The organism is Halomonas sp. I5-271120 (assembly GCF_030553075.1).
In the GTDB taxonomy this organism is placed as follows: Bacteria; Pseudomonadota; Gammaproteobacteria; order Pseudomonadales; family Halomonadaceae; genus Onishia; species Onishia taeanensis_A.
The window spans coordinates 1,628,959-1,653,130 of record NZ_CP130701.1 but is presented as its reverse complement, the minus strand read 5'-3'; the positions used below and the strand labels follow the sequence as shown (position 1 = coordinate 1,653,130).

The 24,172-nt window shown below is 58.2% G+C and carries 19 protein-coding genes and 2 pseudogenes; 10 read left to right on the top strand and 11 right to left on the bottom strand.

Annotated features, from left to right (window positions below; genetic code table 11):
• Positions 1–44 precede the first annotated feature (44 nt).
• Together Q2K57_RS07355 and Q2K57_RS07350 are read left to right on the top strand one after the other, a co-directional pair.
• A complete protein-coding gene (locus tag Q2K57_RS07355; RefSeq protein ID WP_304526475.1) occupies positions 45–743 on the top strand; it encodes a C39 family peptidase in 699 nt (232 codons plus the stop codon).
• 77 nt (positions 744–820) lie between these two features.
• The gene (locus Q2K57_RS07350; RefSeq protein WP_304526474.1) at positions 821–1,474 is read left to right on the top strand and encodes a hypothetical protein; all 654 of its coding nucleotides are present in this window, start codon (positions 821–823) and stop codon (positions 1,472–1,474) included.
• A gap of 97 nt (positions 1,475–1,571) precedes the next feature.
• On the opposite strand, the gene Q2K57_RS07345 is transcribed toward Q2K57_RS07350, so the two are convergent.
• The 3 genes from Q2K57_RS07345 to Q2K57_RS07335 form a co-directional block, all read right to left on the bottom strand.
• On the bottom strand, positions 1,572–2,648 hold the full coding sequence (locus Q2K57_RS07345) for a transporter (protein ID WP_304526473.1): 1,077 nt from the start codon (positions 2,646–2,648) through the stop codon (positions 1,572–1,574).
• Between the two features lie 218 nt (positions 2,649–2,866).
• Complete coding sequence (locus Q2K57_RS07340) at positions 2,867–4,303, bottom strand: sigma-54-dependent Fis family transcriptional regulator (protein ID WP_304526472.1); 1,437 nt, start codon at positions 4,301–4,303, stop codon at positions 2,867–2,869.
• A 56-nt stretch (positions 4,304–4,359) separates the two neighbouring features.
• Positions 4,360–5,034, bottom strand: a complete 675-nt coding sequence (locus Q2K57_RS07335) for a LuxR C-terminal-related transcriptional regulator (RefSeq protein WP_112055670.1) — start codon at positions 5,032–5,034, stop codon at positions 4,360–4,362.
• A 408-nt stretch (positions 5,035–5,442) separates the two neighbouring features.
• Here Q2K57_RS07335 and rdgB point away from each other — a divergent pair, with 408 nt between their 5' ends.
• The 4 genes from rdgB (at position 5,443) to Q2K57_RS07315 (ending at position 8,872) form a co-directional block, all read left to right on the top strand.
• Entirely contained in the window at positions 5,443–6,042 is a 600-nt protein-coding gene (gene rdgB / locus Q2K57_RS07330; RefSeq protein ID WP_304526665.1) for an RdgB/HAM1 family non-canonical purine NTP pyrophosphatase, read from the top strand.
• Positions 6,039–7,205 (top strand): radical SAM family heme chaperone HemW, encoded by a 1,167-nt coding sequence (hemW, locus tag Q2K57_RS07325; protein WP_112055671.1) that lies wholly within the window; start codon positions 6,039–6,041, stop codon positions 7,203–7,205. Before rdgB ends, hemW begins: the two co-directional genes overlap by 4 nt.
• A gap of 41 nt (positions 7,206–7,246) precedes the next feature.
• Positions 7,247–7,918, top strand: a complete 672-nt coding sequence (locus Q2K57_RS07320) for an OmpA family protein (protein ID WP_112055672.1) — start codon at positions 7,247–7,249, stop codon at positions 7,916–7,918.
• Positions 7,919–8,005: 87 nt separating this feature from the next.
• Complete coding sequence (locus tag Q2K57_RS07315) at positions 8,006–8,872, top strand: 23S rRNA (adenine(2030)-N(6))-methyltransferase RlmJ (protein WP_304526664.1); 867 nt, start codon at positions 8,006–8,008, stop codon at positions 8,870–8,872.
• A gap of 124 nt (positions 8,873–8,996) precedes the next feature.
• Here Q2K57_RS07315 and mnmE read toward each other — a convergent pair whose 3' ends face one another.
• From mnmE to rpmH, 4 genes are all read right to left on the bottom strand, one after another.
• Positions 8,997–10,370, bottom strand: coding sequence for a tRNA uridine-5-carboxymethylaminomethyl(34) synthesis GTPase MnmE (gene mnmE, locus Q2K57_RS07310; protein ID WP_304526471.1), 1,374 nt, complete (start codon positions 10,368–10,370; stop codon positions 8,997–8,999).
• Positions 10,371–10,470: 100 nt separating this feature from the next.
• Entirely contained in the window at positions 10,471–12,174 is a 1,704-nt protein-coding gene (gene yidC / locus Q2K57_RS07305) for a membrane protein insertase YidC (protein WP_304526470.1), read from the bottom strand.
• Positions 12,175–12,285: 111 nt separating this feature from the next.
• Entirely contained in the window at positions 12,286–12,663 is a 378-nt protein-coding gene (gene rnpA / locus Q2K57_RS07300) for a ribonuclease P protein component (RefSeq protein WP_092525433.1), read from the bottom strand.
• Positions 12,664–12,676: 13 nt separating this feature from the next.
• Positions 12,677–12,811: a 50S ribosomal protein L34 gene (gene rpmH / locus Q2K57_RS07295; protein WP_092388829.1), complete on the bottom strand. Its 135-nt coding sequence runs from the start codon at positions 12,809–12,811 to the stop codon at positions 12,677–12,679.
• 568 nt (positions 12,812–13,379) lie between these two features.
• Here rpmH and dnaA point away from each other — a divergent pair.
• From dnaA to gyrB, 4 genes are all read left to right on the top strand, one after another.
• The gene (gene dnaA / locus Q2K57_RS07290) at positions 13,380–14,849 is read left to right on the top strand and encodes a chromosomal replication initiator protein DnaA (RefSeq protein WP_112055676.1); all 1,470 of its coding nucleotides are present in this window, start codon (positions 13,380–13,382) and stop codon (positions 14,847–14,849) included.
• A 61-nt stretch (positions 14,850–14,910) separates the two neighbouring features.
• Positions 14,911–16,014, top strand: a complete 1,104-nt coding sequence (gene dnaN / locus Q2K57_RS07285) for a DNA polymerase III subunit beta (protein ID WP_112055677.1) — start codon at positions 14,911–14,913, stop codon at positions 16,012–16,014.
• A gap of 61 nt (positions 16,015–16,075) precedes the next feature.
• Entirely contained in the window at positions 16,076–17,185 is a 1,110-nt protein-coding gene (gene recF / locus Q2K57_RS07280) for a DNA replication/repair protein RecF (protein WP_112055678.1), read from the top strand.
• Positions 17,186–17,188: 3 nt separating this feature from the next.
• On the top strand, positions 17,189–19,609 hold the full coding sequence (gene gyrB / locus Q2K57_RS07275; protein ID WP_112055679.1) for a DNA topoisomerase (ATP-hydrolyzing) subunit B: 2,421 nt from the start codon (positions 17,189–17,191) through the stop codon (positions 19,607–19,609).
• A gap of 320 nt (positions 19,610–19,929) precedes the next feature.
• On the opposite strand, the pseudogene gmhB reads toward gyrB, so the two are convergent.
• The 4 genes and pseudogenes from gmhB to glyQ form a co-directional block, all read right to left on the bottom strand.
• Positions 19,930–20,472 (bottom strand): annotated as a pseudogene (gmhB, locus tag Q2K57_RS07270) (D-glycero-beta-D-manno-heptose 1,7-bisphosphate 7-phosphatase); the annotation flags it as partial.
• Positions 20,473–20,740: 268 nt separating this feature from the next.
• Positions 20,741–20,926: pseudogene (locus Q2K57_RS18345) on the bottom strand (hypothetical protein); the annotation flags it as partial.
• 131 nt (positions 20,927–21,057) lie between these two features.
• Positions 21,058–23,124, bottom strand: coding sequence for a glycine--tRNA ligase subunit beta (gene glyS, locus Q2K57_RS07265; protein WP_304526469.1), 2,067 nt, complete (start codon positions 23,122–23,124; stop codon positions 21,058–21,060).
• Between the two features lie 3 nt (positions 23,125–23,127).
• A complete protein-coding gene (gene glyQ / locus Q2K57_RS07260; RefSeq protein ID WP_304526468.1) occupies positions 23,128–24,075 on the bottom strand; it encodes a glycine--tRNA ligase subunit alpha in 948 nt (315 codons plus the stop codon).
• Positions 24,076–24,172: the final 97 nt, after the last annotated feature.

The window sequence follows — 24,172 nt, the reverse complement described above, 5'->3', positions numbered from 1 at the left end:
ACGCCATTGATTGGTAGCGATGATATCAAAAGGGGGAGAGTTTGATGTCGATGTTTTTTCGTTCAGCAGTGATAGCTGCTTTTTTGAGTCTAGCGGCTCAACCTGTTTTGGCTGGCCCCGTAACAATTGCCAACCCCTTCGGTTCTTTCCAGGTCAAGGCTGAAAGTCTCAATGAATTACGTTGGGAGAACGTGGTACGTCAGCAGTATGACTTCAGTTGTGGTTCCGCAGCCGTCGCGACATTGCTGACCTATCATTATGAGCGCCCTACTTCCGAAGCCGAAGTTTTCGAATCGATGATTAAGCTTGGTGATGTGGATAAGATCCGCACCTATGGCTTTTCCATGCTTGACATGAAGCAGTACTTGGATTCACAGGGTCTTAATTCTGATGGTTTCCGTGTGAAACTTGAAGATTTTATCGGGATTGGATTACCTGCCATTACCCTGATCAATACGGGCGGATACAAGCATTTCGTGGTGATCAAGGGAATGGACGACGGTAACGTGTTGGTCGGCGATCCGGCGGTTGGCACCGTGGTGGTTCCCAAGGAACATTTCGAGACGCTATGGACGGGAACCGTGCTAGGCGCTCGCGAAGACATGCTGCTGGCAAAACAGTATTTCAATAACGATCGTGATTGGCAAGTCAGACCAGATTCTCCTCTCCAAAGAGGTATGCAGCGCTCGGCGATCGGTTCGGCCATGTTGCCGCTGCCGGGGCGCAATGAGCTGGGGCGCTAGTTATCTACGATGTAACTGGCTATTAACCAGGCCCCTTACTACTGAGCAGCGGTTTATCACTACAGGAGTGGCAAACCATGGAAGCGTCAAGGAGCATCAAAAAGGGGGGCTATCGCAAGTTGCATGGAAGCGCCCTGACAGCGTTGGTATTGGCAGGCCTTGTGTTAGTGCCTGCCACAGTGGAAGCAGAGAGCTTGATTCTGCACGAGGCAACTACGTCACCGCTTGATGAAGATATCTATACGAACTCCCATGCAGACATCATCCCCTTGGATGATATGGAAGAATTGCGTGGTGGCTTCTCGATTGGCGGTGTTGATGTGGACTTCGGTGCGACCTTGCAGACCAAAATCGATGGCATGGTTCGCATGAAGACTCAATTGGCTTTTAGCCAGTCCGGCATCAATGTCGTCTCAGAGGAAATTTCCAACCTGTCACCCAATGTCACCAGCATCAGCCCTAATGGCACGTCCGTTACTCAGGTTGCCCCAAAGACATTCAACCTGGCAGGGCTTGCAGACTTTTCAGGGGTGGCTTTTTCAGATGCAGGCAGCTTTACGGCGGCACTTCATAATATCACCAGAAATGCCATCATCAGTGCCGTTGTCAGTAATGGTTCCGGGCAGAATATATCCCAGAGTATTGATGTCAGTGTGACGTTGAGAAACGCGGAAGTGCTTCAAGCCTCACAGGCTCAGGCAGCAATCATGCGGTCATTCGAACGCTTTTAAGGTCTAACCTTTGATGGATATATGAAATTTTCAATTTTTACACATGAAAAAGGCCTTCTATGAAGGCCTTTTCTTTTTTTATCAACAACCCTTTTTATCAGAACATATCAAAACCAAAAGGAGCACGTAGCGTCAGTGTGGTATCGGGAGCATCGTCAGTGATACCGAACTCAAGGTTCAAGCTCAGCGCGACATCGGGATCAAGCTGGTAGGACCATCCAAGTAGCATAGAGCCGATGTTAAGTGATGCCCCCGTCTGTGTAGTAGTAACCCCGGTATCAGGGTTGGTGAACTCTGTGTCAGTTTTACCAATAAAATCGTTCTTATAACCTAGCGTGAAGGACGACTTTTGGTTGATAGAGTAGGCCATCCCGAAACTCAGGCGAATGGCATCACCGGGATCCACCTCACCGATGACGAAGTCCCCGATTCTTTCATTGACGTCATCCTTGATATTATAAAGATAACCGATGTTAGCAAAGTAGACGGCCGGGTCTGACGGAAACAGGATAGTAAGGCTGGGTTCGATAGAGTGAAAGCCTGAACCTGTGGCCAGTTCACGCTCTATTCCAACATCAGTACGGTCGATCTCGAAGGGGCTCTTGCCAGTTGTTGACTTGTAGCGCAGGTTACCGATGTAGAAGGGACCGCCATCGAGATTACGGTTGAGCTGGTAGTGGGCAGCGACTTCAATATCGCCCAAGCCATCCCCGGAGCGAGAGCTGGTCAGGTTAGTAGAAGGAGTGACCTCTGCGATGGTGTTATTAACCGTATCCTCGCGGTAGACATAAGGCACCTTGAGCTCGAGCTCCAGACGGTTGGTCACCCCCAGGCGTCCAGTGAGCGACGTCGTCCAGGTGTCCCGATCAACATCCTCGGCATACAAGGCGCCGACCAGCAGAGTGCTGAGTATTTCGATACCCCGGAAAGTCAGTCGATTGACGCTGGAGTGTGAGTACTGAAATTCCGGCTCTAGTACAAACCGACCTTGAGGCGTTAGTACCCCGCCGATATCGGGAATAGACTGAATTTCTGGCTGTGTTTCCTGTGCAGGAGGCGGCTGCCCTACCTGCTCCATGCTCTGATCGTCAGATGTCTGGGCATATGAGGATCCAGCCACCATCATTGTTAACAGACTGGGTAAAACGATCACCCTTTTGGTCATCTCGTGCATAGTCGTCCCCTCGCCTTTCAGCCCTTTTGACCCCAACAACGTTTTGATCGCTTGGACTCGATCATGTTGGTTTGCTCGCGTTAGGTATGATGTGCTAGCTAATGATGAATGCTTATTTTCTTACATACCCTTAGGCAAGCTTAGTTCATCTATAGCCGGCCTCAAGGAATTTACGCCGAGGATAAAAAAATTATTGAAAATAATGAGTTATCTAACCACTATAAAGAGGATAGCTTTATTATGCTGGAAGGTTCAAAGGTGGTTTTTTTGGGTTGACTTCCTTCGGAAGCATGACGAGAAAGATGATGCTTCTCCATCAAGCGATAGAGCGTTACACGGGAAACACCAAGCTCCTTGGCTGCTTTTTGCACCTTATACTTGTTTCTGACCAAAGCGGCATTGATGACTTCATGCTCGGCCATCTCGCGGGCCTTTTCCAGGGTGAGCGGCTCTCGCCAGTCATGACTGCGTCGTTCCAGCCCCAAATCTTCAGGCGCAATTAAACGATGCTCACACATCACCGTAGCGCGCCTCACACGGTTGATGAGCTCCCTGACATTGCCTGGCCACTGATATTGCTGCATCACGGCTCTGCTATCCTGACTGAAGCCACGGGCCCTGGTGCTAGCCTCACCTGAAAATTTATTGAAGAAATGGTCGGATATAAGTCCAATATCTTGGCTGCGTTCTCTCAAGGGTGGTACTGAGATATGTAGTACATTTAATCGATGATATAAATCCTCTCGGAACTTTCCTTCTTCTATTGCCTTGTTAAGATCGACATGAGTCGCCGCTAATACCCTTACATCTACTGATATTTCAGCTGTATCACCAATGCGCTGTATCTTATGATCTTCTAAAAATCGTAAAAGATTAACCTGCATTTCGAGCGGCAGGTCCCCTATTTCATCTAGGAAAAGCGTTCCTCCTTGAGTTGCCTCGATGCGTCCAATCTTGCGTTTCACCGCTCCTGTAAAGGCCCCTTTTTCATGGCCAAAAAGCTCGGATTGAATAAGGTGGGTCGGCAAGGCACCACAATTGACAGCATTGAAAGGGCCATTTCTACGTAATGAAATCTCGTGAATGCTTCTGGCTGTCAGCTCTTTCCCTGTTCCGGACTCGCCATTAATAAACACTGGAGCATCGACTGCGGCCACTTTTTTGATGTTACAAAAAAGCCCCTGCATCGAGGCTGTGTTCCCCAACATTTGTAACATGCTACCGTGCTTCATTCCCTCGCGAGGGCTTCTTCCACTATTTGATTTCCTTAACATTGACATTGTCTTGCAGCGAACTAATGAAACGATAATGTCTTCAGTGGAATCGTGTTGCTCGTGAAAGACGAAAAGATTGCGTAATATAAACGTCTCGAGTACAGCATTATCTTCTAAAGAAGACGATCCAGATCTCAGCCATCCGACCCATTCTACATCTGGATAGGCATTGATGGACTCTTCAATCGCAGATAGCACGCCTTCATCAGAGCTGAAGATAGGTATCAGTCCGATAGGTATGTCACTTTCATCGCTCTGTGACTTGACTGCCAGCTCAGCAGATGAAATGCCTACCCAGCCCTTTTCCTTGAGAATATGAAGCTTCTCCTGAATATGTGGAGAGCATTCCTGAGGGAAAATGAAGAACTCAGGTGAGTCCATTCGATTCACCTTTATCTTTAAAAACGAAGGTAAAGCCGGCTATTTGGGGTCTTTGCTCAAGCGCCTTTGAGAATTTTTTTTAATGGGGCAGGGCTGGTCGCCAGGTTCTGTCGTGCCCAGTTCATTGCCTGAATACGATTGTGGACCTTGATTTTCTTGAAAATATTGTAAAGATGAGACTTCACGGTATGTTCGCTGACAAACAGTTTGTCGGCGATATCGGTATTAGAGGCACCAGAACTCAGCAGGCTGATGATTTCCATTTCACGGTGCGTCAGCCCGCAAACCGGGCGATACGCATTGCGCTGCTGCTGCCGGTAGAAGTTTATCAGGCGTGCCATCAGACTACGCGACATCCAAAGGTCGCCTTCGATGAGTCGATTGATCCCCTTGCAGGTCAACAGCAAACTATCGTTACGGTAAAAAACGCCCTGCAGGTGGAAGGCAGCCAGTAAGTCTGCAGCGTGATCCTCGTCGCGAAGGTTCAGGGCCGCGAGTACCACGGTCTCATCCTCCAGTGACAGGTTGTGCCATTGCTGAATGGCCTCTTCGGCCACATGATTCATGTCCAGCAATACGATGTTCTTGCTACTGCCCTCTGGAATGACCTGTGCATCCGGCGGCAGGGCAGTGACCGTCTCCTCCAACTGCTCATGGATATAGTTGATGAAGAGCTGAGACTGCGGGTTGCAGTCTGTGACGAGCAGGATTGAAGTGCCTGGATGATTCATGACCTGTACTCCGGCGAAATTTTCATCATCCGATAGGATGAAGCCTCATCTGATCTAATATATAGCTGATCTTGCACCTAAGCGTTGCTTGTTCCTGCCAATTTGTAAAGTTTAGTTACAAAAAGGGCTTTTAGCTGCTGTCCAGAACGGGAATTGCGAGCCGCCATCACTGTCTTATTAATCTATATATATCAATTACTTAGTTTATTTCATCAGGATCAGGATGAGTCGGCTGAAGCCTAAAGCTGAGTTGATTTCCATAATGTAACTGATTGTGGATTTTTTTGTATTAGTGCTTTTCGATGGCTTTCATAATCTTCTCTGCCTATCCCCCTTCTCCGGCACTGGATGTCACTGGCGTAGCCAGGGGCGTAAAATGGTGGCATTTCCTTAGCAGGAGCCGAAATGATGATGACCACGCAACGACTGGTATTGGCCAGCGGAAATAGCGGAAAGCTGCAGGAGTTTCATCGCCTTCTGGCCCCCCAGGGGTATGCTGTGCACCCTCAGTCAGAGTTTGAGGTGCCGGAGGTAGAGGAAACCGGCCTTACCTTCGTCGAGAATGCGCTGCTCAAAGCACGCGAAGCGTGTCGTGTTAGTGGCTTGCCGGCGCTCGCCGATGACTCTGGCTTGGCCGTGGACGCCTTGAATGGCGCCCCCGGTATCTACTCTGCTCGATATGCGGGTGAGCCGAAGAGCGATGACGCCAACAACCGCAAGCTGCTCGATGCCTTATCCGGGGTTCCCGATGGTCATCGCATGGCAAGCTATTGGTGTGTGCTGGTCTATCTGCGCCATGCCGAGGATCCGGTTCCCCTGATCGTGCAACGCAGTTGGGATGGCGAGATCCTTTCCTCGCCACGGGGTGAGGGTGGGTTCGGCTATGATCCGCTTTTCTGGCTGTCATCCCTTGGCCGGTCAGCCGCCGAACTGGATGGCGATGAGAAGAACCGTGTCAGTCACCGAGGCCAGGCCATGCAGGCATTGCTGGAGCAACTGGCAATATGAGTGCTTTGCCCCCTCTCGCGCTCTATGTCCATGTCCCCTGGTGCGTTCGCAAGTGTCCCTATTGCGATTTCAACTCCCACGGTGTGGGCTATGGAGCAGACCTTCCGGAGGACGCCTACCTTAAGGCGTTGCTGGCGGATCTTGATGCCGATCTACCCTTGGCCGCAGGACGTGAGCTGGTCAGCATCTTTATCGGTGGGGGAACACCGAGCCTGATGTCGGCCGACTTTTATCGACGTTTCATCACTGAGCTTCGCCTCAGGTTGCCGTTGGCCGAGGACATCGAGATCACGCTCGAAGCTAACCCCGGTACCGTCGAGCACGATCGTTTCGAAGGGTATCGGGAAGCGGGGATCAATCGGCTCTCGCTTGGCATCCAGAGTTTCCAGTCAACCCAACTGGCCGCGCTGGGGCGCATTCACAGCGGCGACGATGCCAAGCGTGCCTTCGAACAGGCAAGGGCTGCAGGGTTTGATAATATCAATCTTGACCTGATGCATGGCCTGCCGGGGCAAGATTCTGCACTGGCGGAGAATGACCTTCAGCAGGCGTTAGCGCTTGGTCCTGACCACCTGTCCTGGTACCAGCTGACGCTCGAGCCCAATACCGAATTTCATTCCCATCCGCCGGCCTTGCCCGAGGAAGAAACGCTCTGGAACATTCAGGACAAGGGCCATGCGCAACTCGAAGCGGCCGGTTTCCATCGCTATGAGATTTCGGCCTACAGTCGCCCCGGACGTGAAGCCCGTCATAACCTAAACTACTGGACCTTTGGCGACTATCTGGGCATTGGTGCCGGCGCCCATGGCAAGTTGAGCCGGCCGGGGGTACAGGGTCTGGAGATCGAGCGCCGCTGGAAGAGCCGCCAGCCCGAGGCATATTTGCGCCGCCTGAATGATCCACGCGGTTTTGTCGCCGGTCACCAGCGTATCCCTGAAGAGGACCTGGTGCTTGAATTCGCGATGAACGCGCTACGCCTGGTTGATGGCGTCCCTATGGACACCTGGATACGACATACCGGCCGCTCCCCCGACAGGTTGGAACGGTCGCTTAAGGAAGCACGTAATAAAGGATTACTTGTGGAAGATCCCTCGCATCTGCGAGCCTCTTCTCAGGGCTTGTTGTTTCTCAATGATCTCTTGGCTATGGTCAGTGACGACTAACCCAAGGTGACGAGCTCGTGACCCCAAGGAGTGTGAACCGCATGACCAAATACTTCCGCCTTGCCCTGCCGCTGGCTGCTGCCCTGACGCTTGCCGCCTGCACGACTACCAATCCCAACACCGGTGAAACCCAACGCAGCAAGACAGGTACCGGTGCCGCCATCGGTGCTGCCGTCGGTGCCATGGCAGGTATGGTCAGTGGCAGTGGTGGTTCCAGCAGCCGTGACCGTGCGTTGATCGGTGCTGCGGTGGGCGCCGCTGCCGGTGGTGGTATCGGCGCCTATATGGATCGCCAGGAAACGCAGCTGCGCGAGAGCATGCAGGGAACCGGTATCGGCGTGGAACGCCAGGGTGACAACATCATCCTCAACATGCCGAGCAGCGTGACCTTCGCCTTCGATTCCAGCGACCTTACACCTGCAGCACGCTCTGCCCTGAATGATGTCTCGAACGTGCTGCAGCAGTACCCGGAGACGCGCGTCAACATTGCCGGCCACACCGACAGCACGGGGGCTGATGACTACAATCAGCGCCTGTCCGAGCGGCGTGCCTCGGCAGTGGGCAACTACCTGTCTCAAACCGGTGTCGCCGGCATGCGCCTGTCGATGACCGGCTATGGGGAAAACCAGCCTATCGCCAGCAATGACACCGAAGAGGGGCGTGCCCAGAACCGTCGGGTCGAAATCACCCTGACCCCGATGCAACAGCAGTAATACACCATCCTGCGCCTGCCCTGGCAGGCCGCATTCTGACCCGCGGGCCTGCCAGCAAGCCCGCGGGTCTTTTTCATGGATTCGACTATGCTTGCCTATCAGCATGCCTACCATGCCGGCAATTTCGCCGACGTTCATAAACACCTGACGCTTTTTGCCGTTACGCGCCACTTATTACGTAAGAAATCACCTATTACGTATGTCGATACGCATGCCGGTCGTGGAAGCTATCCCCTAGACGCCGAGGAGACCCGAAAGCTCGAGGAGTACCGCCAAGGGGTGGCGCCGCTCTGGGAAGGACGGGAGGCCCTGAGAAAGAGTGATGCGTTGCTCGGCGAGTGGCTCGATGCACTTGTTCTGGCCCAGCGCGAGGCACGTCCTGAAGGTGAGCCGCGTCTCGCGGTCTATCCCGGCTCGCCTTGGTGGCTGACTCATGTCCTGCGCCCGCAGGATCGGCTCAGCCTTTACGAGCTGCACCCCAAAGAGCACGATCACCTGAGCGGGCAGGCCCTGCCCAGCAACGCCTGGCGCATCCATGGCGACGGGCTGGAAGGGCTCAAGAAGCGGCTGCCGGTCGCTACACCGCGGCTGTGCGTGCTGATCGATCCCAGCTACGAGCGCAAGGAAGAGTATGCCGAGGTGGCCGCCACCCTCAGCGAGATCGGCCGCAAGGCCCGTCATGCGGTAGTGATGATCTGGTATCCGCTGCTGCCGGCAGGGCGACACCACGTCTTGCTCGACGAGGTGAAGCGGGCGGGCCTTCGCAAGCTGTGGCGCAGTGAGTTCATCCTCCAGGATCCCGGTACCGCCTCTCATGGCATGTACGGCAGCGGCATGCTGGTGATGAATCCCCCCTGGGGCCTCGATGAGATCCTGAATCAAACGATGTCGCTGAACCGTGCGCGTCTGGCCCCTCAGGGGCGCCACGAGAGTGGATGGTGGGTTGGTGAGTAAGCGGTCACTTCGTATTTGTCGTTTGTCAAAACGGGGTTCCGGCGCGCTGTTCTTCGATTAGAGCGGTCCCGGCGCGGCCGTATTGCGCGATCGCACCGGGGGGGGCCGGCAGTGTGGCGTGTCGTCATTTACCGATGCAGAAACTGCCGAATATCTCGCCAAGCAGATCGTCGGCGCTGAACTCGCCGGTGATCTCGCCCAAGGACTGCTGAGCATCGCGAAGATCCTCGGCCAGGAGTTCTCCCGCCCCGTAGCCCGCCAGCTGGGCCTCACCGTTTTCGAGTGCCGCGGTCGCACGATCCAGGGCATCCAGGTGGCGTCGGCGGGCCGAGAAGCGGCCCTCGGTGGTGGCGGAGAAGCCCATCACCGTCTTCAAGTGCTCCTTCAAGTTATCCACACCCTCTCCGGTCTTCGCCGAAAGGCGCACCACCGGTGTGGGTGTGGATAAATCGAGTCCTGGGGCTTCCTGGCTGGTGTCGACCTTGTTACGGACCAGGGTCAGGCGGGACGGATCGGCAAGTCGAGCGACGAATTCCGGCCAGATGGTCATCGGGTCGGTGGCCTCGCTGATGCTGGCATCGACCATCAGCAGCACCCGGTCGGCCTTTTCGATCTCCGCCCAGGCGCGGGCAACGCCAATCTGCTCGACGGCATCCGGCGTGTCGCGAAGCCCGGCGGTATCGATCACGTGCAGCGGCATGCCGTCGATATGGATATGCTCGCGCAAAACGTCTCGGGTGGTGCCCTCAATAGCGGTGACGATGGCGGTGTCCTGCTCGGTCAGGGCATTGAGCAGGCTCGACTTGCCGGCATTGGGTCGCCCGGCGATCACCACGCTCATGCCCTCGCGCATCAGGGCCCCCTGGCCGGCGCTGATGCGCACCTCGGCAAGTTCTTCCTTGACCGCGCTGAGCATTGCCGCGACCTTGCCGTCGGCCAGGAAGTCGATTTCCTCTTCGGGGAAGTCGATGGCCGCCTCGACGTACATCCGCAGCTCGATCAATCGCTGAACGAGAGCATCGACCCGGGTCGAGAACTCGCCCTGCAGCGAGCGCAGGGCGTTTTCGGCGGCACTGCGAGAGCTGGCATCGATCAGGTCGGCGATGGCCTCGGCCTGGGCCAGGTCCAGCTTGTCGTTGAGGAAGGCGCGCTCAGAGAACTCGCCTGGCCGGGCCAGTCGCGCACCCTGCTGCACACAGCATTCGAGCAGCAGATCCATGATCACCGGACCGCCATGCCCCTGCAGCTCCAGCACGTCTTCGCCGGTGAAAGAATGTGGGCCCTCGAAGTAGAGGGCGATGCCTTCATCGATCACACCCTCTTGGCCTCGGAAAGGCCCGTAGTGGGCCTGGCGCGGGCGGGGCAGGGTATCCAGCATGTGCCGAGTGATCGCTGCGCACAGCGGCCCTGAGACGCGCACAATGCCTACACCTCCGCGTCCGGGTGGGGTGGCGAGGGCGACGATGGTGTCCTGGGTATAGAGACGACTGGCGGCCATGGTGACTCCGGTGACAAGGTCACGGGATTGTCCCGTGAAGGGTGCAGAAACGCCAGACCCCCGCCGGGGCGGGGGTCTGGGAGCGTGGCGGTGACCAAGATCACTCTTTGGTTTTCATGCCTTTGCCAACGCTTGGGTCGTTCTCGATGTTGCGCGTGATGAACCACTGCTGAAGGATCGAGATACTGTTGTTAACCACCCAGTAGACCACCAGGCCAGCCGGGAACCACAGGAAGAAGAAGGTGAAGATCACCGGCAGCATCTTCATGATCTTCGCCTGGGTCGGATCCGGCGGCGTCGGGTTCAGCAGCTGCTGCACGAACATGGATGCACCCATCAGGATCGGCAGGATAAAGTAGGGATCCTTCACCGACAGGTCCTGCACCCAGAACATGAAGGGCGCGTGACGCAGTTCGACGGATTCCATCAGCATCCAGTACAGCGCGATGAACACCGGCATCTGGATCACGATCGGCAGACAGCCCCCCAGAGGATTGATCTTCTCCTTCTGGTAGAACTTCATCATCTCCTGGGACATCTTCTGGCGATCATCGCCGAACTGTTCCTTGAGACGCTGCATCTCGGGCCCCAGCTTGCGCATGCGGGCCATCGACTTGTAGGCCTTGGCCGACAGCGGGAACAGGGCCAGCTTGACCAGCATGGTCAGCACCACGATCGACCAGCCCCAGTTGCCGAGCAGGTCATGGATGTGGTCGAGGAGCCAGAACAGCGGGTTGGCCAGGAACCACAGCCAGCCGAAGTCCACGGTCAGCTCCAGGTGAGGCGCCACGGCCTCGAGGCGCTCCTGCACCTTCGGTCCCATGTAGACGGTGGCGCCGAGATCGGCTTCGCCGCCCGGTGCCAGTGTCTGCAGCGGCCCGGCGAAGGCGGCGACGTTGCGCCCACGGGAGTCGGTCGCGGCGTAGTAGAGGTTCTGCTGGCTCTGCTGGGGGGCCCAGGCCGTGGTGAAGTAGTGCTGGATCATGGCAACCCAGCCGCCCTCGACGTCACGGTTATTGAAGCTACCGTTCTGAATCTCTTCGAAATCCACCTTCTGGTAGTGGTTTTCCGGCGAGGAGTAGGCCGCCCCCAGGAAGGACTTCATGCCCATGCCGGAGCCGGTGCTCGGATCGGCACTATTGTCCCGGGCCAGCTGGCCGATGAAGCGCGCGCTGACGGGCTCTTCACGGTCATTGTTGAGGAAGTAGTTGACCTTGACGGCGTAAGTATCGCGCTGGAACGTCAGGCGCTTGGTCACATCGACGCCGTTGACCGTGGCGCTGAGCTCTACCACCACACTGTCGTCGCCTTCGCTGAGGCGATAGTCGGTCTGGCTCGGCGTGAAGCCAATCCGTCCTTCGTGCCCCTCTAGCTGTAGGCCCGATTTGGCGACGAAGCTGCGATTCGCGTTGTCGGAGAGCAATACGAAGGGCTGGTCAGAAGTATTGGTCAGCTTGTGATCGAGCAGGGCGGCATAGACGATATCGCCGCCTTGCGGATCGATGCGTACGTCGAGCACGTCGGTGGTCACGGCGACCAGTGCACGGCTGTTGTCGTTGGCAGCCGCTGGATCACTCATGTTGCCGGTAAGATCCGATGACCCTTGCGGGTTCGAAGAAGTCGTCGGTACCGACAGGCCCGACGCCTCATCGGGGTTGTCCTGGCCAGTGGGTTCGCCACTGGTGGCAACCGAGGGCGCCTGAGTTTCTGCGGTGACCTGGCCGTAGTCCTGGTTCCACTGTACGACCAGCAGGTAGGCCAGTACGGCGAGAGGAATCAACAGTAGGAGTCGTTTTACGTCCATGAGGGTCCTGCCCGATGGAAAATGAACATTCTGCAGTGCAGTGATTGTTGCCCCGTTAATACACACGAAAGCCTGCCAGGGGCAGGCTCCGAGGATCGCCGGTGTGTCCGATCAGGACAGCGAGGTCGACTGCTTGCGAACGTCTTTTTCCAGACGCCGCCACATGCCATGAAGCTGGCGATGCAGAGTGTCATTATCCAGCTCATGAACGCCGCGCCGGGCCAGGACGATGATGTCCACGGCAGGTAGGCGATGCTGCTGGTGACGAATGGATTCACGCACGAGGCGCTTAAGACGGTTGCGATCGACGGCTCGTCGCACGGTCTTCTTGCTGAATACCATGCCGACTCGAGGGTGGCCAAGCGGGTTATGACAGGCGAGAGCCAGCATCCCCTTGCCGTGAACCTTGAGTGACGCATGGTCGAAGACGTGACGGTATTCCCCGGCGTTCAGCAGGCGCAGCGACCGGGGAAAGTCCTGATGGGGCAAGTGCAATCTGAGATCACGCGCTCAGACGCTTGCGACCCTTGGCACGACGACGTGCGAGGACGGCGCGACCATTCTTGGTGGCCATGCGTGCACGGAAGCCATGGTTACGCTTGCGCTTGAGGACGCTGGGCTGAAAGGTGCGTTTCATAACTATTGATTCCCACGTGGTTAATTGGACATGACGTCAAATTGGCGAAGCCCTGGCTCCGACGGGGAACCCGGGTAGATTCGGCTCAAGACCGGGAATTCTAGTGAATTCGCCGTCTCGGTGCAATTTTTCCGTCGACCTCTCGTGGTCTTTTCTCCGCTATCGCCGCTGCAGTGGCATCGAGTGACCGGTCACCCGGCAAGCATCCGCAGGTGCTTAAAACACGATGACTGCTTCAATAACTATTATTAGACCTTCTTACTGATGTTGTTACTAATAGTGGGGACAATATTTGTGGATAAGTCAGGATAAGTCATCTATTACAGTTTTTTATACTAGCGACAAGCCTGTGTGCAAACGGTCAATGTCAAGAGGACATCCGGGGGACAGGCTGATGACAAGATCAAGAGCTGTCCACAGCCCAAGGTTTCCCTCAGGTTCATCCAAGAGTTCTTCAGTGGACAGGCGCATGGTTGTCCACAGGGGGAAATCCATGCCCCGTCATGTGGATAACCCGAGCCTCGAACGCTACAATGCGGGTCTTTCGTCAACCGGTTGGTGAGGTCGCGTGTCTGTCGCTCTTTGGCAACAATGTCTGGATTACCTGCAGGACGAACTGAGTTCCCAGCAGTTCAATACCTGGATCCGTCCCTTGCAGGCGGAAGAAGGGGAGTCCAACGAGCTTTGCCTGTTGGCCCCCAATCGCTTCGTCCGTGACTGGGTCAGTGACAAGTATGCCAAGCGCATCAGCGAACTGATGCGTGAACTGTCTCCGGCGAAGCCTCCCAAGGTGTCGCTGACGGTGGGCAGTCGGCGAGCCGCTCCGGCGCCTCAACCCCGTGAGCTGGGCAATCCGGTTTCCGCCGGGTCGCGTCCGGTGCAGGCCGCACCGGCGGTGCATACGCCGCCGCGGGGCGATTTCGCCGATGAGCGTGAGATTGATCAGATGCGTGATGAGGGGCCCCGGCGGCCTGCCGGCAACGCCCGCCAGGTACAGGTCGAGGGTAGTCTCAAGCATCAGAGCGGCCTCAACCCCAACTTCACCTTCGAGACCTTCGTTGAGGGTAAGTCGAACCAGTTGGCCCGTGCCGCTTCTCGCCAGGTGTCTGAGAATCCCGGTGGCGCCTACAATCCGCTGTTTCTGTATGGCGGCGTGGGTCTGGGTAAAACGCACCTGATGCACGCGGTGGGTAACCAACTGGCCGGCCGCAGCGAGAACGCCAAGGTGGTTTACCTGCATTCCGAGCGTTTCGTGGCCGACATGGTCAAGGCACTGCAGCTCAATGCCATCAATGACTTCAAGCGCTTCTACCGCAGCGTGGATGCCCTGCTGATCGACGATATCCAGTTTTTCGCCGGCAAGGAGCGTTCCCAGGAAGAGTTCTTCCATACCTTCAATGCGCTGCTTGAAGGCGGCCAGCAGATGATCCTGACGTCCGACCGTTATCCCAAGGAAATTAGTGGGGTGGAGGAGCGGTTGAAGTCACGGTTTGGTTGGGGGCTGACGGTTGCCATCGAGCCGCCGGAGCTTGAGACCCGGGTCGCGATCCTGATGAAGAAGGCCGATCAGGCCAAGGTCGACCTGCCCCATGATGCGGCCTTCTTTATTGCTCAGAAGATTCGCTCCAACGTGCGTGAGCTGGAAGGGGCCCTCAAGAAGGTCATCGCCGACTCCCATTTCATGGGCAAGACGATCACTCAGGATTTCATTCGTGAGTCCCTGAAGGATCTGCTGGCCCTGCAGGACAAGCAGGTAGGGGTCGACAACATCCAGCGCACCGTCGCCGAGTACTACAAGATCAAACTGTCTGATCTGCTCTCCAAGCGTCGCTCGCGTTCGGTGGCGCGTCCCCGCCAGGTAGCCATGGCCCTGGCCAAGGAACTCACCAACCACAGCCTGCCGGAGATCGGCGACGCCTTCGGCGGGCGAGATCACACCACGGTGCTGCATGCCTGCCGCAAGGTGCAGGCGTTGCAGGAAGAGAACGCGGACATCCGCGAAGATTACAAGAACCTGTTGCGCCTGCTGACCAGCTGATGGCCGCCGACCGGTTACCTTCGCATCACGTCATCGAATTCAGGACAAGAGTGGAGCACACATGAAATTTTCCATCTCCCGCGAAGCCCTGCTGCGCCCCCTGGCGCTGGTCGCCGGCGTGGTCGAGCGTCGCCAGACCCTGCCGGTACTCTCCAATGTGCTGATTCAGGTCCAGGACACCCAGGTGGCCCTGACCGGCACCGACCTCGAGGTCGAACTGATCGGCCGTACGGCCCCGACTCAGGTCGATGAGCCCGGCTCGGCCACGGTGCCGGCGCGCAAGCTGATGGATATCTGCAAGTCGCTGCCCGAGCAGTCGGAAATTCAGTTCGTGCTGGAAGACGGGCGTGCCGTGCTGCGCAGCGGTCGCTCGCGTTTCACCCTGTCGACCTTGCCGGTGGCGGAATTCCCCAATATCGAGGACGGCCAGGGCAGCGTCGAGCTGAGCCTGCCGCGGGGCACCCTCAAGCACCTGATCGATTCGACCTCCTTCGCCATGGCCCAGCAGGACGTTCGCTACTACTTGAACGGCATGCTCCTCGAGCTGCGCTCCAACCTGGTGCGCACCGTCTCCACCGACGGTCACCGTCTGGCGGTCTGCTCGCGTCCGGCCGATATCGAAGTCGAACCGGCCCAGAAGCTGATCGTGCCCCGCAAGGGGGTGCTTGAGCTTTCACGCCTGCTCGATGACAGCGATGAGCCGGTCAGCCTGACGCTCGGCTCCACTCATGTGCGTGCCCACACCGGTGAATTCACCTTCACCTCGAAGCTGGTCGATGGCAAGTTCCCGGACTACGAGCGGGTGGTGCCACGCAATGGCGACAAGGTGTTCATCGCGGACCGTGCCGAACTGCGTCAGGTGCTGTCACGTACCTCGATTCTCTCCAACGAGAAGTATCGCGGCGTTCGGTTGCACCTCGAAGAGGGCAACCTGCGGGTCATGGCCAATAACCCCGAGCAAGAAGAAGCCGAGGAGAACGTGGCCATCGAGTACTCCGGGCCAGCCCTGGAAATCGGCTTCAATGTTGGCTATCTCATTGATGTACTTGGAGTTCTTGACGAGGATCGTGTACAGATGACGCTGGCTGACCCCAACAGCAGTGCTCTCATGGAGGAGCCGGGTGGCGGCGATGCCATGTACGTCGTCATGCCGATGCGTCTCTGATCTCTCCCTCCTCTGTACCACGGATGATGCCCGGAGCGCCGGGCATCCCGGGAAGCGTGTCATGACCCTCGACCGTCTCGCCTTCATGGGGCTTCGCAATCTGGTCAGTCTGGAGATGGCGCCGCAACCGGGGATCAACGTCATCGTCGGGGCCAACGGCAGCGGCAAGACCAGCCTTCTCGAGGGGATTCATATCCTCGGCATGGGGCGCTCCTTTCGCACCCAGCAGCTCAAGCATGCCATCGATCATGACGATCAGACGATGACCCTGCATGGGCGCCTGGTCGGCGACCCACCGCTGCCGGTAGGCATCCGGCGCCGCCGTGATCAGTCTGAGCTGGAAATGCGCATGGCGGGTGAGCGAGTGGCGCGAGTCTCTCAGTTGGTCGAGGCGCTCCCCCTGCAGCTGATCAATCCCGACGCCTTTCGCTTGCTGGAGGGCTCTCCCTCATCCCGCCGCGAGTTTCTCGACTGGGGCGTGTTTCACGTGGAACACGATTTCCTCGAGGCCTGGCGTCGCGTACGCAGGGCGCTGAAACATCGGAATGCGCTGCTCAGGCGTGATAGAATTGACGGTCGTTCACTGGATGTCTGGGACCACGAGTTGGCGCAGTGGAGTGAACGGCTTGACGCCTTGCGACATGCCTATATGGACGCCTTCCTCCCGGTCTTCGAGGACACGCTCGCCGAGTTGTTGCCGCTTCCTGGTCTGAGCCTTCGCTATTCGCGCGGTTGGGATCGGCAGCGGACCCTGGCTGAGGTCCTTCGGCAGGGACGGGAAAGCGACAGTCAGATGGGGTTTACCCAACAGGGCCCGCAGCGGGCGGATCTGAAGCTTCGCGTGCAGCGCCGGCCGGCGGTCGAGGTACTGTCGCGAGGCCAGCAAAAACTGGTGGTAAGCGCACTGAAGCTGGCACAGGGACGGCTGCTGGAGATGTCCACCGGGCGCACCTGCATCTATCTGATCGATGACCTGCCTGCCGAACTCGATGCCAACCATCGCCGTGTTTTTTGCCGGTGGCTGGAGCGCATGGAGTGCCAGGTGTTCATCACTACTGTCGACCCCGATGTTCTCTCCGGGGTATGGCAGTCGACAACGCCAGTGGCCATGTTTCACGTGGAACATGGCCGGCTGGCGGCATACGGAATGAAAGACTTCACGACGGAGTAGTCAATGAGCGAACAGGCTTACGACTCATCGAGCATCAAGGTACTCAAGGGGCTGGATGCCGTACGCAAGCGTCCTGGCATGTATATCGGTGACACCGATGACGGCACCGGTCTCCATCATATGGTGTTCGAGCTGGTAGACAACTCCATCGATGAAGCACTGGCCGGGCACTGCAGCGAGATTCGCGTTGTCATCCATCCCGACGAATCAATTACGGTCAGCGACAACGGACGCGGCATTCCCACCGACCTCCACGAGGAAGAGGGCGTGTCGGCGGCAGAAGTGATCATGACCGTGCTGCACGCCGGCGGCAAATTCGACGATAACTCCTACAAGGTCTCCGGTGGCCTGCATGGGGTAGGGGTGTCGGTGGTCAATGCGCTCTCTGAAGAGTTGAAGCTGACCATCTGGCGTGCGGGCCAGGTCCATGAGCAGATCTATCACCATGGTGTGCCTGCCTCACCGCTGGCGGTGGTCGGCAAATCGGAAAAGAGCGGCTCCCGGGTCCACTTCCGGCCGTCGCCAGAGACCTTTGCCAACATCGAGTTCCACTACGATATTCTCGCCAAGCGCCTGCGTGAGCTGTCCTTTCTGAACTCCGGGGTGGCGATTCGTCTGATGGACGAGCGCAGTGGCAAGGAAGAGCTGTTCCACTATGAGGGCGGTCTCAAGGCCTTCGTTGATCACCTCAATACCAACAAGTCGGTGCTGAATCCGGTCTTCCACTTTAACGTGGAGCGCGAAGACGGCGTCGGCGTCGAGGTGGCGATGCAGTGGAATGACACCTTTGCCGAAAACATCTTCTGCTACACCAACAACATCCCTCAGGGTGACGGCGGTACGCACCTGGCCGGTTTCCGAGCCTCGTTGACCCGCAGCCTCAACAATTACATTGAGGCGGAGGGGCTGCTCAAGAAAGCGAAGGTCAACACCTCGGGCGACGACGCTCGTGAGGGACTGACTGCAATCATTTCGGTCAAGGTGCCGGATCCCAAGTTCTCCTCCCAGACCAAGGAAAAACTGGTGTCCTCCGAGGTCAAGACGGCCGTCGAGCAGGAGATGGGCCGGCAGTTCTCCGAGTATCTGGTCGAGCGGCCCAACGAGGCGAAGGCGATCGTCAACAAGATGCTCGACGCCGCCCGTGCCCGTGAGGCGGCTCGCAAGGCCCGCGATATGACGCGCCGCAAGGGCGCATTGGATATTGCCGGTTTGCCCGGCAAGCTGGCCGATTGCCAGGAGAAGGATCCTAGCCTTTCTGAACTCTACCTGGTCGAGGGTGACTCGGCCGGTGGCAGTGCCAAGCAGGGGCGTGATCGTCGCACTCAGGCGATCCTGCCGCTCAAGGGCAAGATCCTTAACGTCGAAAAAGCGCGCTTCGACAAGATGCTGTCCTCAGTCGAGGTCGGCACCCTGATCACGGCCCTGGGCTGTGGCATCGGTCGCGAGGAGTTCAATCCCGACAAGCTGCGCTATCACTCGATCATCATCATGACCGACGCCGACGTAGACGGGTCGCATATCCGAACCCTGCTGCTGACGTTCTTCTTCCGTCAGATGTCGCAGCTGATCGAGCGGGGCCACGTCTTTATCGCCCAGCCGCCGCTCTACAAGATCAAGCGAGGCAAGCAGGAGAGCTACCTCAAGGACGAGCAGGCACTGGTCAATTACCTGACCACCACGGCGCTGGATGGCGCTGGTCTGCACGTTAATGCGGATGCGCCGGGGATTGGTGGTGAGCAGCTAGAGGCGCTAGTGCAGCAGTATCGTGATGTCATGAACCGCATCGATCGCCTGGCACGGGTCTATCCCAGCGAGGTGTTGCGCAAGATCGTGCATGCCGAGAGCCTGGCGGGTGAGGATAGCCTCAAGGATCGCGACCGGATGCAGCGCTGGGTCGATCAGCTGCAGGTCGAGATGGATGCGCTGATCGCCTATGAGGGTGGACCGCGCTATACCTTCGAACTCCAGGAAGATACGGAACGTGGTCTCTTCCTGCCGGCGGTGACCCTGACCGCTCACGGTGTTTCGACGGACTATGTGTGGGGCATGGACTTCTTCCGCAGCGTCGATTATCAGGCCATGACTGGCCTTGGTGATACGCTGGAAGGCCTGCTCGAAGAGGGCGCCTACGTGTCCCGCGGCGAGCGTCAGCAGCCGATCACGACCTTCTACGACGCTCTCGAGTGGCTGATGAAGGAGGCCCAGCGCGGCTTCTCTATCCAGCGCTACAAGGGGCTGGGGGAAATGAACCCCGATCAGCTGTGGGACACCACCATGAACCCGGATACCCGTCGTATGCTGCGGGTGACCATCGAGGATGCGGTAGCATCAGACATGATGTTCAACACCCTGATGGGTGACGAGGTGGAGCCGCGTCGTGACTTTATCGAGCGCTTTGCTCTGGTGGCCAACCTGGACGTGTGATCGCCTGGTCAGCGCCATGGGCCATGTGGAAGCTCTTTCATGACGTTAGCTTGCAGGCCAATGTTCTACGTGAAACATGGCACCACGCTCCGCTCCCTTAACGACACGAGGCCGGCATTTGCCGGCCTCGTGTCGTTGGTTCTGGTGGAGTGGTTTTGGTGTCAGGTGCCTGCCTGGCGCTAGGTCAGCCATCATCAGGCGGGTGGCTGGCTCAACGGCGGTATCTGGTCTGCACCCAGGCTGGCGTCTTCCTCTTTGACGGGACCTGGATCGTCAGCAGCGTTGCTGGCAACAAGATTGTCAGAGGCCTGGGTGTCGTCGATCAGCCATCCCACGAATGCGGATAGGTCATCGAAGACCCTGGCATGCTGCAGTCCCTCTCCCTTGGCTTCGGTGTCGCCTCCCTTGCCCGTTCGCACCAGTGCGCTACGACAGCCAATGGCTTCTCCCGCTTGGAGATCGCGCAGGCTATCGCCCACCATCCAGCTGCGCGCGAGATCTGCGAGACCAAGCCGGTCGCGAATCGTTTCCAGTAGCCCCGCCTTGGGTTTACGGCACTGGCAATTATCAGCAGGTTCATGGGGACAGTAGACGATTTGTTCGATCTTGCCACCGGCATCCTCTACCAGAGCATTCAGCCGGGTATGAATCGCGTCCACGACGCTTTCATCGAAATATCCCCTGGCGATTCCTGACTGGTTGGTGGCGACGGCTACTGTCCAGCCGGTGCGACTGAGCCTTGCGATGGCATCGATAGCACTGGGATAGGGCACCCATTCGTCGAGAGATTTTATGTAGTTGTCGGAGTCTTGGTTGATGACGCCATCACGATCGAGAATCACAAGTTTTGGTGCAATGGGCATGACGGAGTGTCTCAGTGGGTAGGCTCAAACGTTTAGTGTAGGTGGGTGTTTCACATGGAACAACTGGCGGATGCAACACCTCGTGAATGACTCGAATGAATGTTCCACGTGAAACATGCTCGTTAGGTAAAACACCACCAGACTTCGATCACTACCTGAGTAGCGGCCCTCCGTGGTTGAGGTAGGTCGGGTCGAATTCCGCAAATTCCACCAGTTTGCTGTAGTTGTCGAAGGTCACGATGCCGTCCCGGAACGTGACCATTCCTGCTTCCCGGAGTTGTCTCAGAACGCGATTCACGTGGATGGCCGTCAGGCCCAGCGCATCAGCGAGATGGTGCTGAGTGAGCAGGCAGGCATACTCTGTTTTTGACGCCCATGCCCGCTGTATGACGTCGTGTACGTACGCTCGAGTCTCAGTTCGAGGTTTTTTCCTGAGGCACGGCACGTCGGACATGTCTTAAGTGCGTTAAGGCACCATGTTTCATGTGGAACACGGCAGGGTTGAGGGAAAGGAGATGTCAGGCTAGATAAAAAACGCCCGACATTGATGTCGGGCGTTTTTGTTTCACGTGAAACGCTGAGCTCTTACTGCTGCAGCTCGGCAATATCGGCCACGCCCAGGAACAGGGCCTGCAGGTTGGCGAGCAGAGCCAGGCGATTGCGGCGGACATCATCGTCTTCCGCCATCACCATCACTTCATCAAAGAAGCGGTCGACCGGCTCACGAAGGCTGGACAGCGCATCCAGTGCCTCGGCATAACGAGCTTCCGCGAACAGCGGTGTCACTGCGACACGACGCGCTTCCAGCGCTTCGGCCAGGGCGTGTTCTGCGGCTTCTGTCAGCAGGTGGGTGTCGACGTGCGTCGAGCCGTCGTGCTCCTGCTTGGCCAGGATGTTGGCCACTCGCTTGTTGGCGGCAGCCAGAGCGGCGGCTTCTTCTCGCTGGCTGAAGGCATGCACCGCCTGTACACGACGCGCGAAGTCCAGCGGCTTGGTGACCGGGCGTGCCCGTACGGCGAGATAGACCTCGACGGCGATGCCTTCGTCCTGGGTCCAGGCCCGGAAGCGGTCGAGCATGTAGTCGAATACTTCATCGACCAGCCCTTCGGCCTTGGGTAGGCCTGAGTGCTGCGCCGCGGCAAGCTCAAGCAGCTCGCGCAGGTCCAGGTCCAGCTCGCCCTTGATCAGGATATTCAGCACGCCGATGGCGGCGCGGCGCAGGGCGAAGGGATCCTTGGCGCCGGTGGGCCGTGCGCCGATACCGAAGATGCCGGTCAGGGTGTCAAGGCGATCGGCCAGCGCCAGCGCCTGGCCGGTGCGGGTCTGCGGGATGACGTCACTGGCGAAGCGCGGCAGGTACTGCTCGTAGAGGGCCTGAGCCACGTCCTCGGCTTCACCGTCCTGGCGGGCGTAGTAGCAGCCCATGATGCCCTGCAGTTCGGGGAACTCCAGCACCATCTCGGTGACCAAGTCGCACTTGGCGAGCTCGGTGGCGCGCTGGGCATGCTCGGCATTGCCGCCGATATGGTCGGCGATGAAGCGTGCCACCGGCACGCTGCGCGTGGCCTTGTCGGCGAGGGTACCCAACTGCTGCTGGAAGACCACGCTTCCGAGCCCCTCGCGGCGAGCCGCTAACGGGGTCTTGCGATCGATGTCATAGAAGAAGGCCGCATCGGCCAGGCGGGGCCGGATCACCTTCTCGTTGCCTTCGATCACCTGCTGCGGGTCCCGGCTTTCGATGTTGGCGATGGTGATGAACAGCGGCTTGAGCCGGCCATCGGCATCCAGCAGGTGGAAGTATTTCTGGTTGGCCTTCATCGAAGAGATCAGGCACTCCGGGGGGACTTCCAGGAAGCGCTCGTCGAAGCTGCCGGTGAGGGCCACCGGCCATTCCACCAGGCCGCTGACCTCGACCAGCAGGTCCTCATCGATTACCGCCTCGGCATCTAGACACTCGGCCTCGGCCAGTACCTGTTCGCGGATGCGTTCGCGACGACGGTCGCGGTCGGCGAGCACATAGGCGTTTTCCAGAGCGCCGAGATAATCATCGGCATGGGTCAGCGCAATGGCCTCGGGGGCGTGGAAGCGGTGGCCATAGGTGGTGCGGCCGGCGGTGAGGCCTAACACATTGGCCTCGACGACCTCGCGTCCGTAGAGCATCACCAGCCAGTGCACCGGGCGTGAGAACTCGATGCGCGAGCTGCCCCAGCGCATGTTCTTGGGCACCGGCAGGCCATCGATGGCCTTGCTGACAATAGCGGGCAGCAAGGTGGTAACGGCTTCACCCTGCTGCTGTTCGCGATAGCCGAGCCAGGTGCCCTTTGGCGTCTCGAGGTGGATCAGGTCATCGACGCTGACGCCGCAGGAACGGGCGAAGCCTTCGGCGGCCTTGGTCGCCACGCCATCCTTGAAGGCGGCGGCCAGCGCCGGGCCACGGCGTTCGACCTCGCGGTCCGGCTGTTTGTCGGCCAGAGCGTCGATCTGCACGGCGAGTCGACGCGGGGTGCCATAGGCACGCACCTCAGCGAAGGACACGTCGGCCTCGGTGAGGCCCTGACGCAGGCTCTTGGCCAGCGCGTCGGAAAGGCTGTCGATGGCGCTCGGCGGTAGTTCTTCGACGCCGAGTTCGATCAGGAAAGTATCGGTGGCCATGGCTCAGGCGTCTCCTTGTTCGGCTAGCAGTTCGCGTTTCAGGGCGTCCGGGGCCATCGGGAACCCAGCGGCCTTGCGTGATTCGTAATAGGCGTGGGCCACGTCGCGAGCCATGGTGCGAACCCGCAGGATGAAGCGCTGGCGCTCGGTGACCGAGATGGCATGCCGGGCATCGAGCAGGTTGAAGGTGTGGGAGGCCTTGAGCACCATTTCATAGGCCGGCAGCGGCAGGCCGGCCTCAAGCAGCTTGCTGCACTCGCGCTCCTGATAGTCGAAGGCGTCGAACAGGGCCGGCACGTCGGCGTGCTCGAAGTTGTAGGCCGACTGCTCGCGCTCGTTCTGCAGGAAAACGTCGCCGTAGGTGACCGTCGTGCCGTCCGGCGCGATGGTCCAGACCAGATCGTAGACGCTGTCGACGTTCTGCAGGTACATGGCGATGCGCTCGAGGCCGTAGGTCAGCTCGCCGGTCACCGGATAGCATTCGATCCCGCCGGCCTGCTGGAAGTAGGTGAACTGGGTCACCTCCATGCCGTTTAGCCACATTTCCCAGCCCAGGCCCCAGGCGCCCAGGGTCGGGGATTCCCAGTTGTCTTCGACGAAGCGGATGTCGTGGATCAGCGGGTCGATGCCGAGACGCTCAAGGGAACCCAGATAGAGCGCCTGAAAGTCGGCCGGCGACGGCTTCATGACGACCTGGAACTGGTAATAGTGCTGCAGGCGGTTGGGGTTCTCGCCGTAGCGGCCGTCGGTTGGCCGGCGCGAAGGCTGAACGTAGGCAGCGTTCCAGGTTTCCGGGCCGATGGAGCGCAGGAAGGTGGCGGGGTGGAAGGTACCGGCACCGACTTCCATATCCAGCGGCTGCATGATGGCGCAGCCCTGTTCGGCCCAATATTGCTGCAGGGCGAGGATAAGGCCCTGGAAGGTTTTCACGTCTGGCGTCGACTGTGTCATTGGTGAAGCACCGTTGGCCCATGAATTCAAGAACTGCCAAGTATACAATCAGAGGTTAATCGGATATAGGCGCGCGGACGGATTGAGCCGTGTGCCG

Bases quoted from the DNA above. Each gene is read 5' to 3' on its own strand.
- Q2K57_RS07355 (WP_304526475.1), top strand. From the start codon at position 45: ATGTCGATGTTTTTTCGTTCAGCAGTGATAGCTGCTTTTTTGAGTCTA.
- rdgB (WP_304526665.1), top strand. From the start codon at position 5,443: ATGATGACCACGCAACGACTGGTATTGGCCAGCGGAAATAGCGGAAAG.
- Q2K57_RS07335 (WP_112055670.1), bottom strand. From the start codon at position 5,034: ATGAATCATCCAGGCACTTCAATCCTGCTCGTCACAGACTGCAACCCG.
- Q2K57_RS07345 (WP_304526473.1), bottom strand. From the start codon at position 2,648: ATGCACGAGATGACCAAAAGGGTGATCGTTTTACCCAGTCTGTTAACA.
- glyQ (WP_304526468.1), bottom strand. From the start codon at position 24,075: ATGACACAGTCGACGCCAGACGTGAAAACCTTCCAGGGCCTTATCCTC.
- gyrB (WP_112055679.1), top strand. From the start codon at position 17,189: ATGAGCGAACAGGCTTACGACTCATCGAGCATCAAGGTACTCAAGGGG.
- recF (WP_112055678.1), top strand. From the start codon at position 16,076: ATGACCCTCGACCGTCTCGCCTTCATGGGGCTTCGCAATCTGGTCAGT.
- Q2K57_RS07315 (WP_304526664.1), top strand. From the start codon at position 8,006: ATGCTTGCCTATCAGCATGCCTACCATGCCGGCAATTTCGCCGACGTT.
- hemW (WP_112055671.1), top strand. From the start codon at position 6,039: ATGAGTGCTTTGCCCCCTCTCGCGCTCTATGTCCATGTCCCCTGGTGC.
- Q2K57_RS07350 (WP_304526474.1), top strand. From the start codon at position 821: ATGGAAGCGTCAAGGAGCATCAAAAAGGGGGGCTATCGCAAGTTGCAT.
- rpmH (WP_092388829.1), bottom strand. From the start codon at position 12,811: ATGAAACGCACCTTTCAGCCCAGCGTCCTCAAGCGCAAGCGTAACCAT.
- mnmE (WP_304526471.1), bottom strand. From the start codon at position 10,370: ATGGCCGCCAGTCGTCTCTATACCCAGGACACCATCGTCGCCCTCGCC.
- dnaN (WP_112055677.1), top strand. From the start codon at position 14,911: ATGAAATTTTCCATCTCCCGCGAAGCCCTGCTGCGCCCCCTGGCGCTG.
- Q2K57_RS07340 (WP_304526472.1), bottom strand. From the start codon at position 4,303: ATGGACTCACCTGAGTTCTTCATTTTCCCTCAGGAATGCTCTCCACAT.
- glyS (WP_304526469.1), bottom strand. From the start codon at position 23,124: ATGGCCACCGATACTTTCCTGATCGAACTCGGCGTCGAAGAACTACCG.
- yidC (WP_304526470.1), bottom strand. From the start codon at position 12,174: ATGGACGTAAAACGACTCCTACTGTTGATTCCTCTCGCCGTACTGGCC.
- Q2K57_RS07320 (WP_112055672.1), top strand. From the start codon at position 7,247: ATGACCAAATACTTCCGCCTTGCCCTGCCGCTGGCTGCTGCCCTGACG.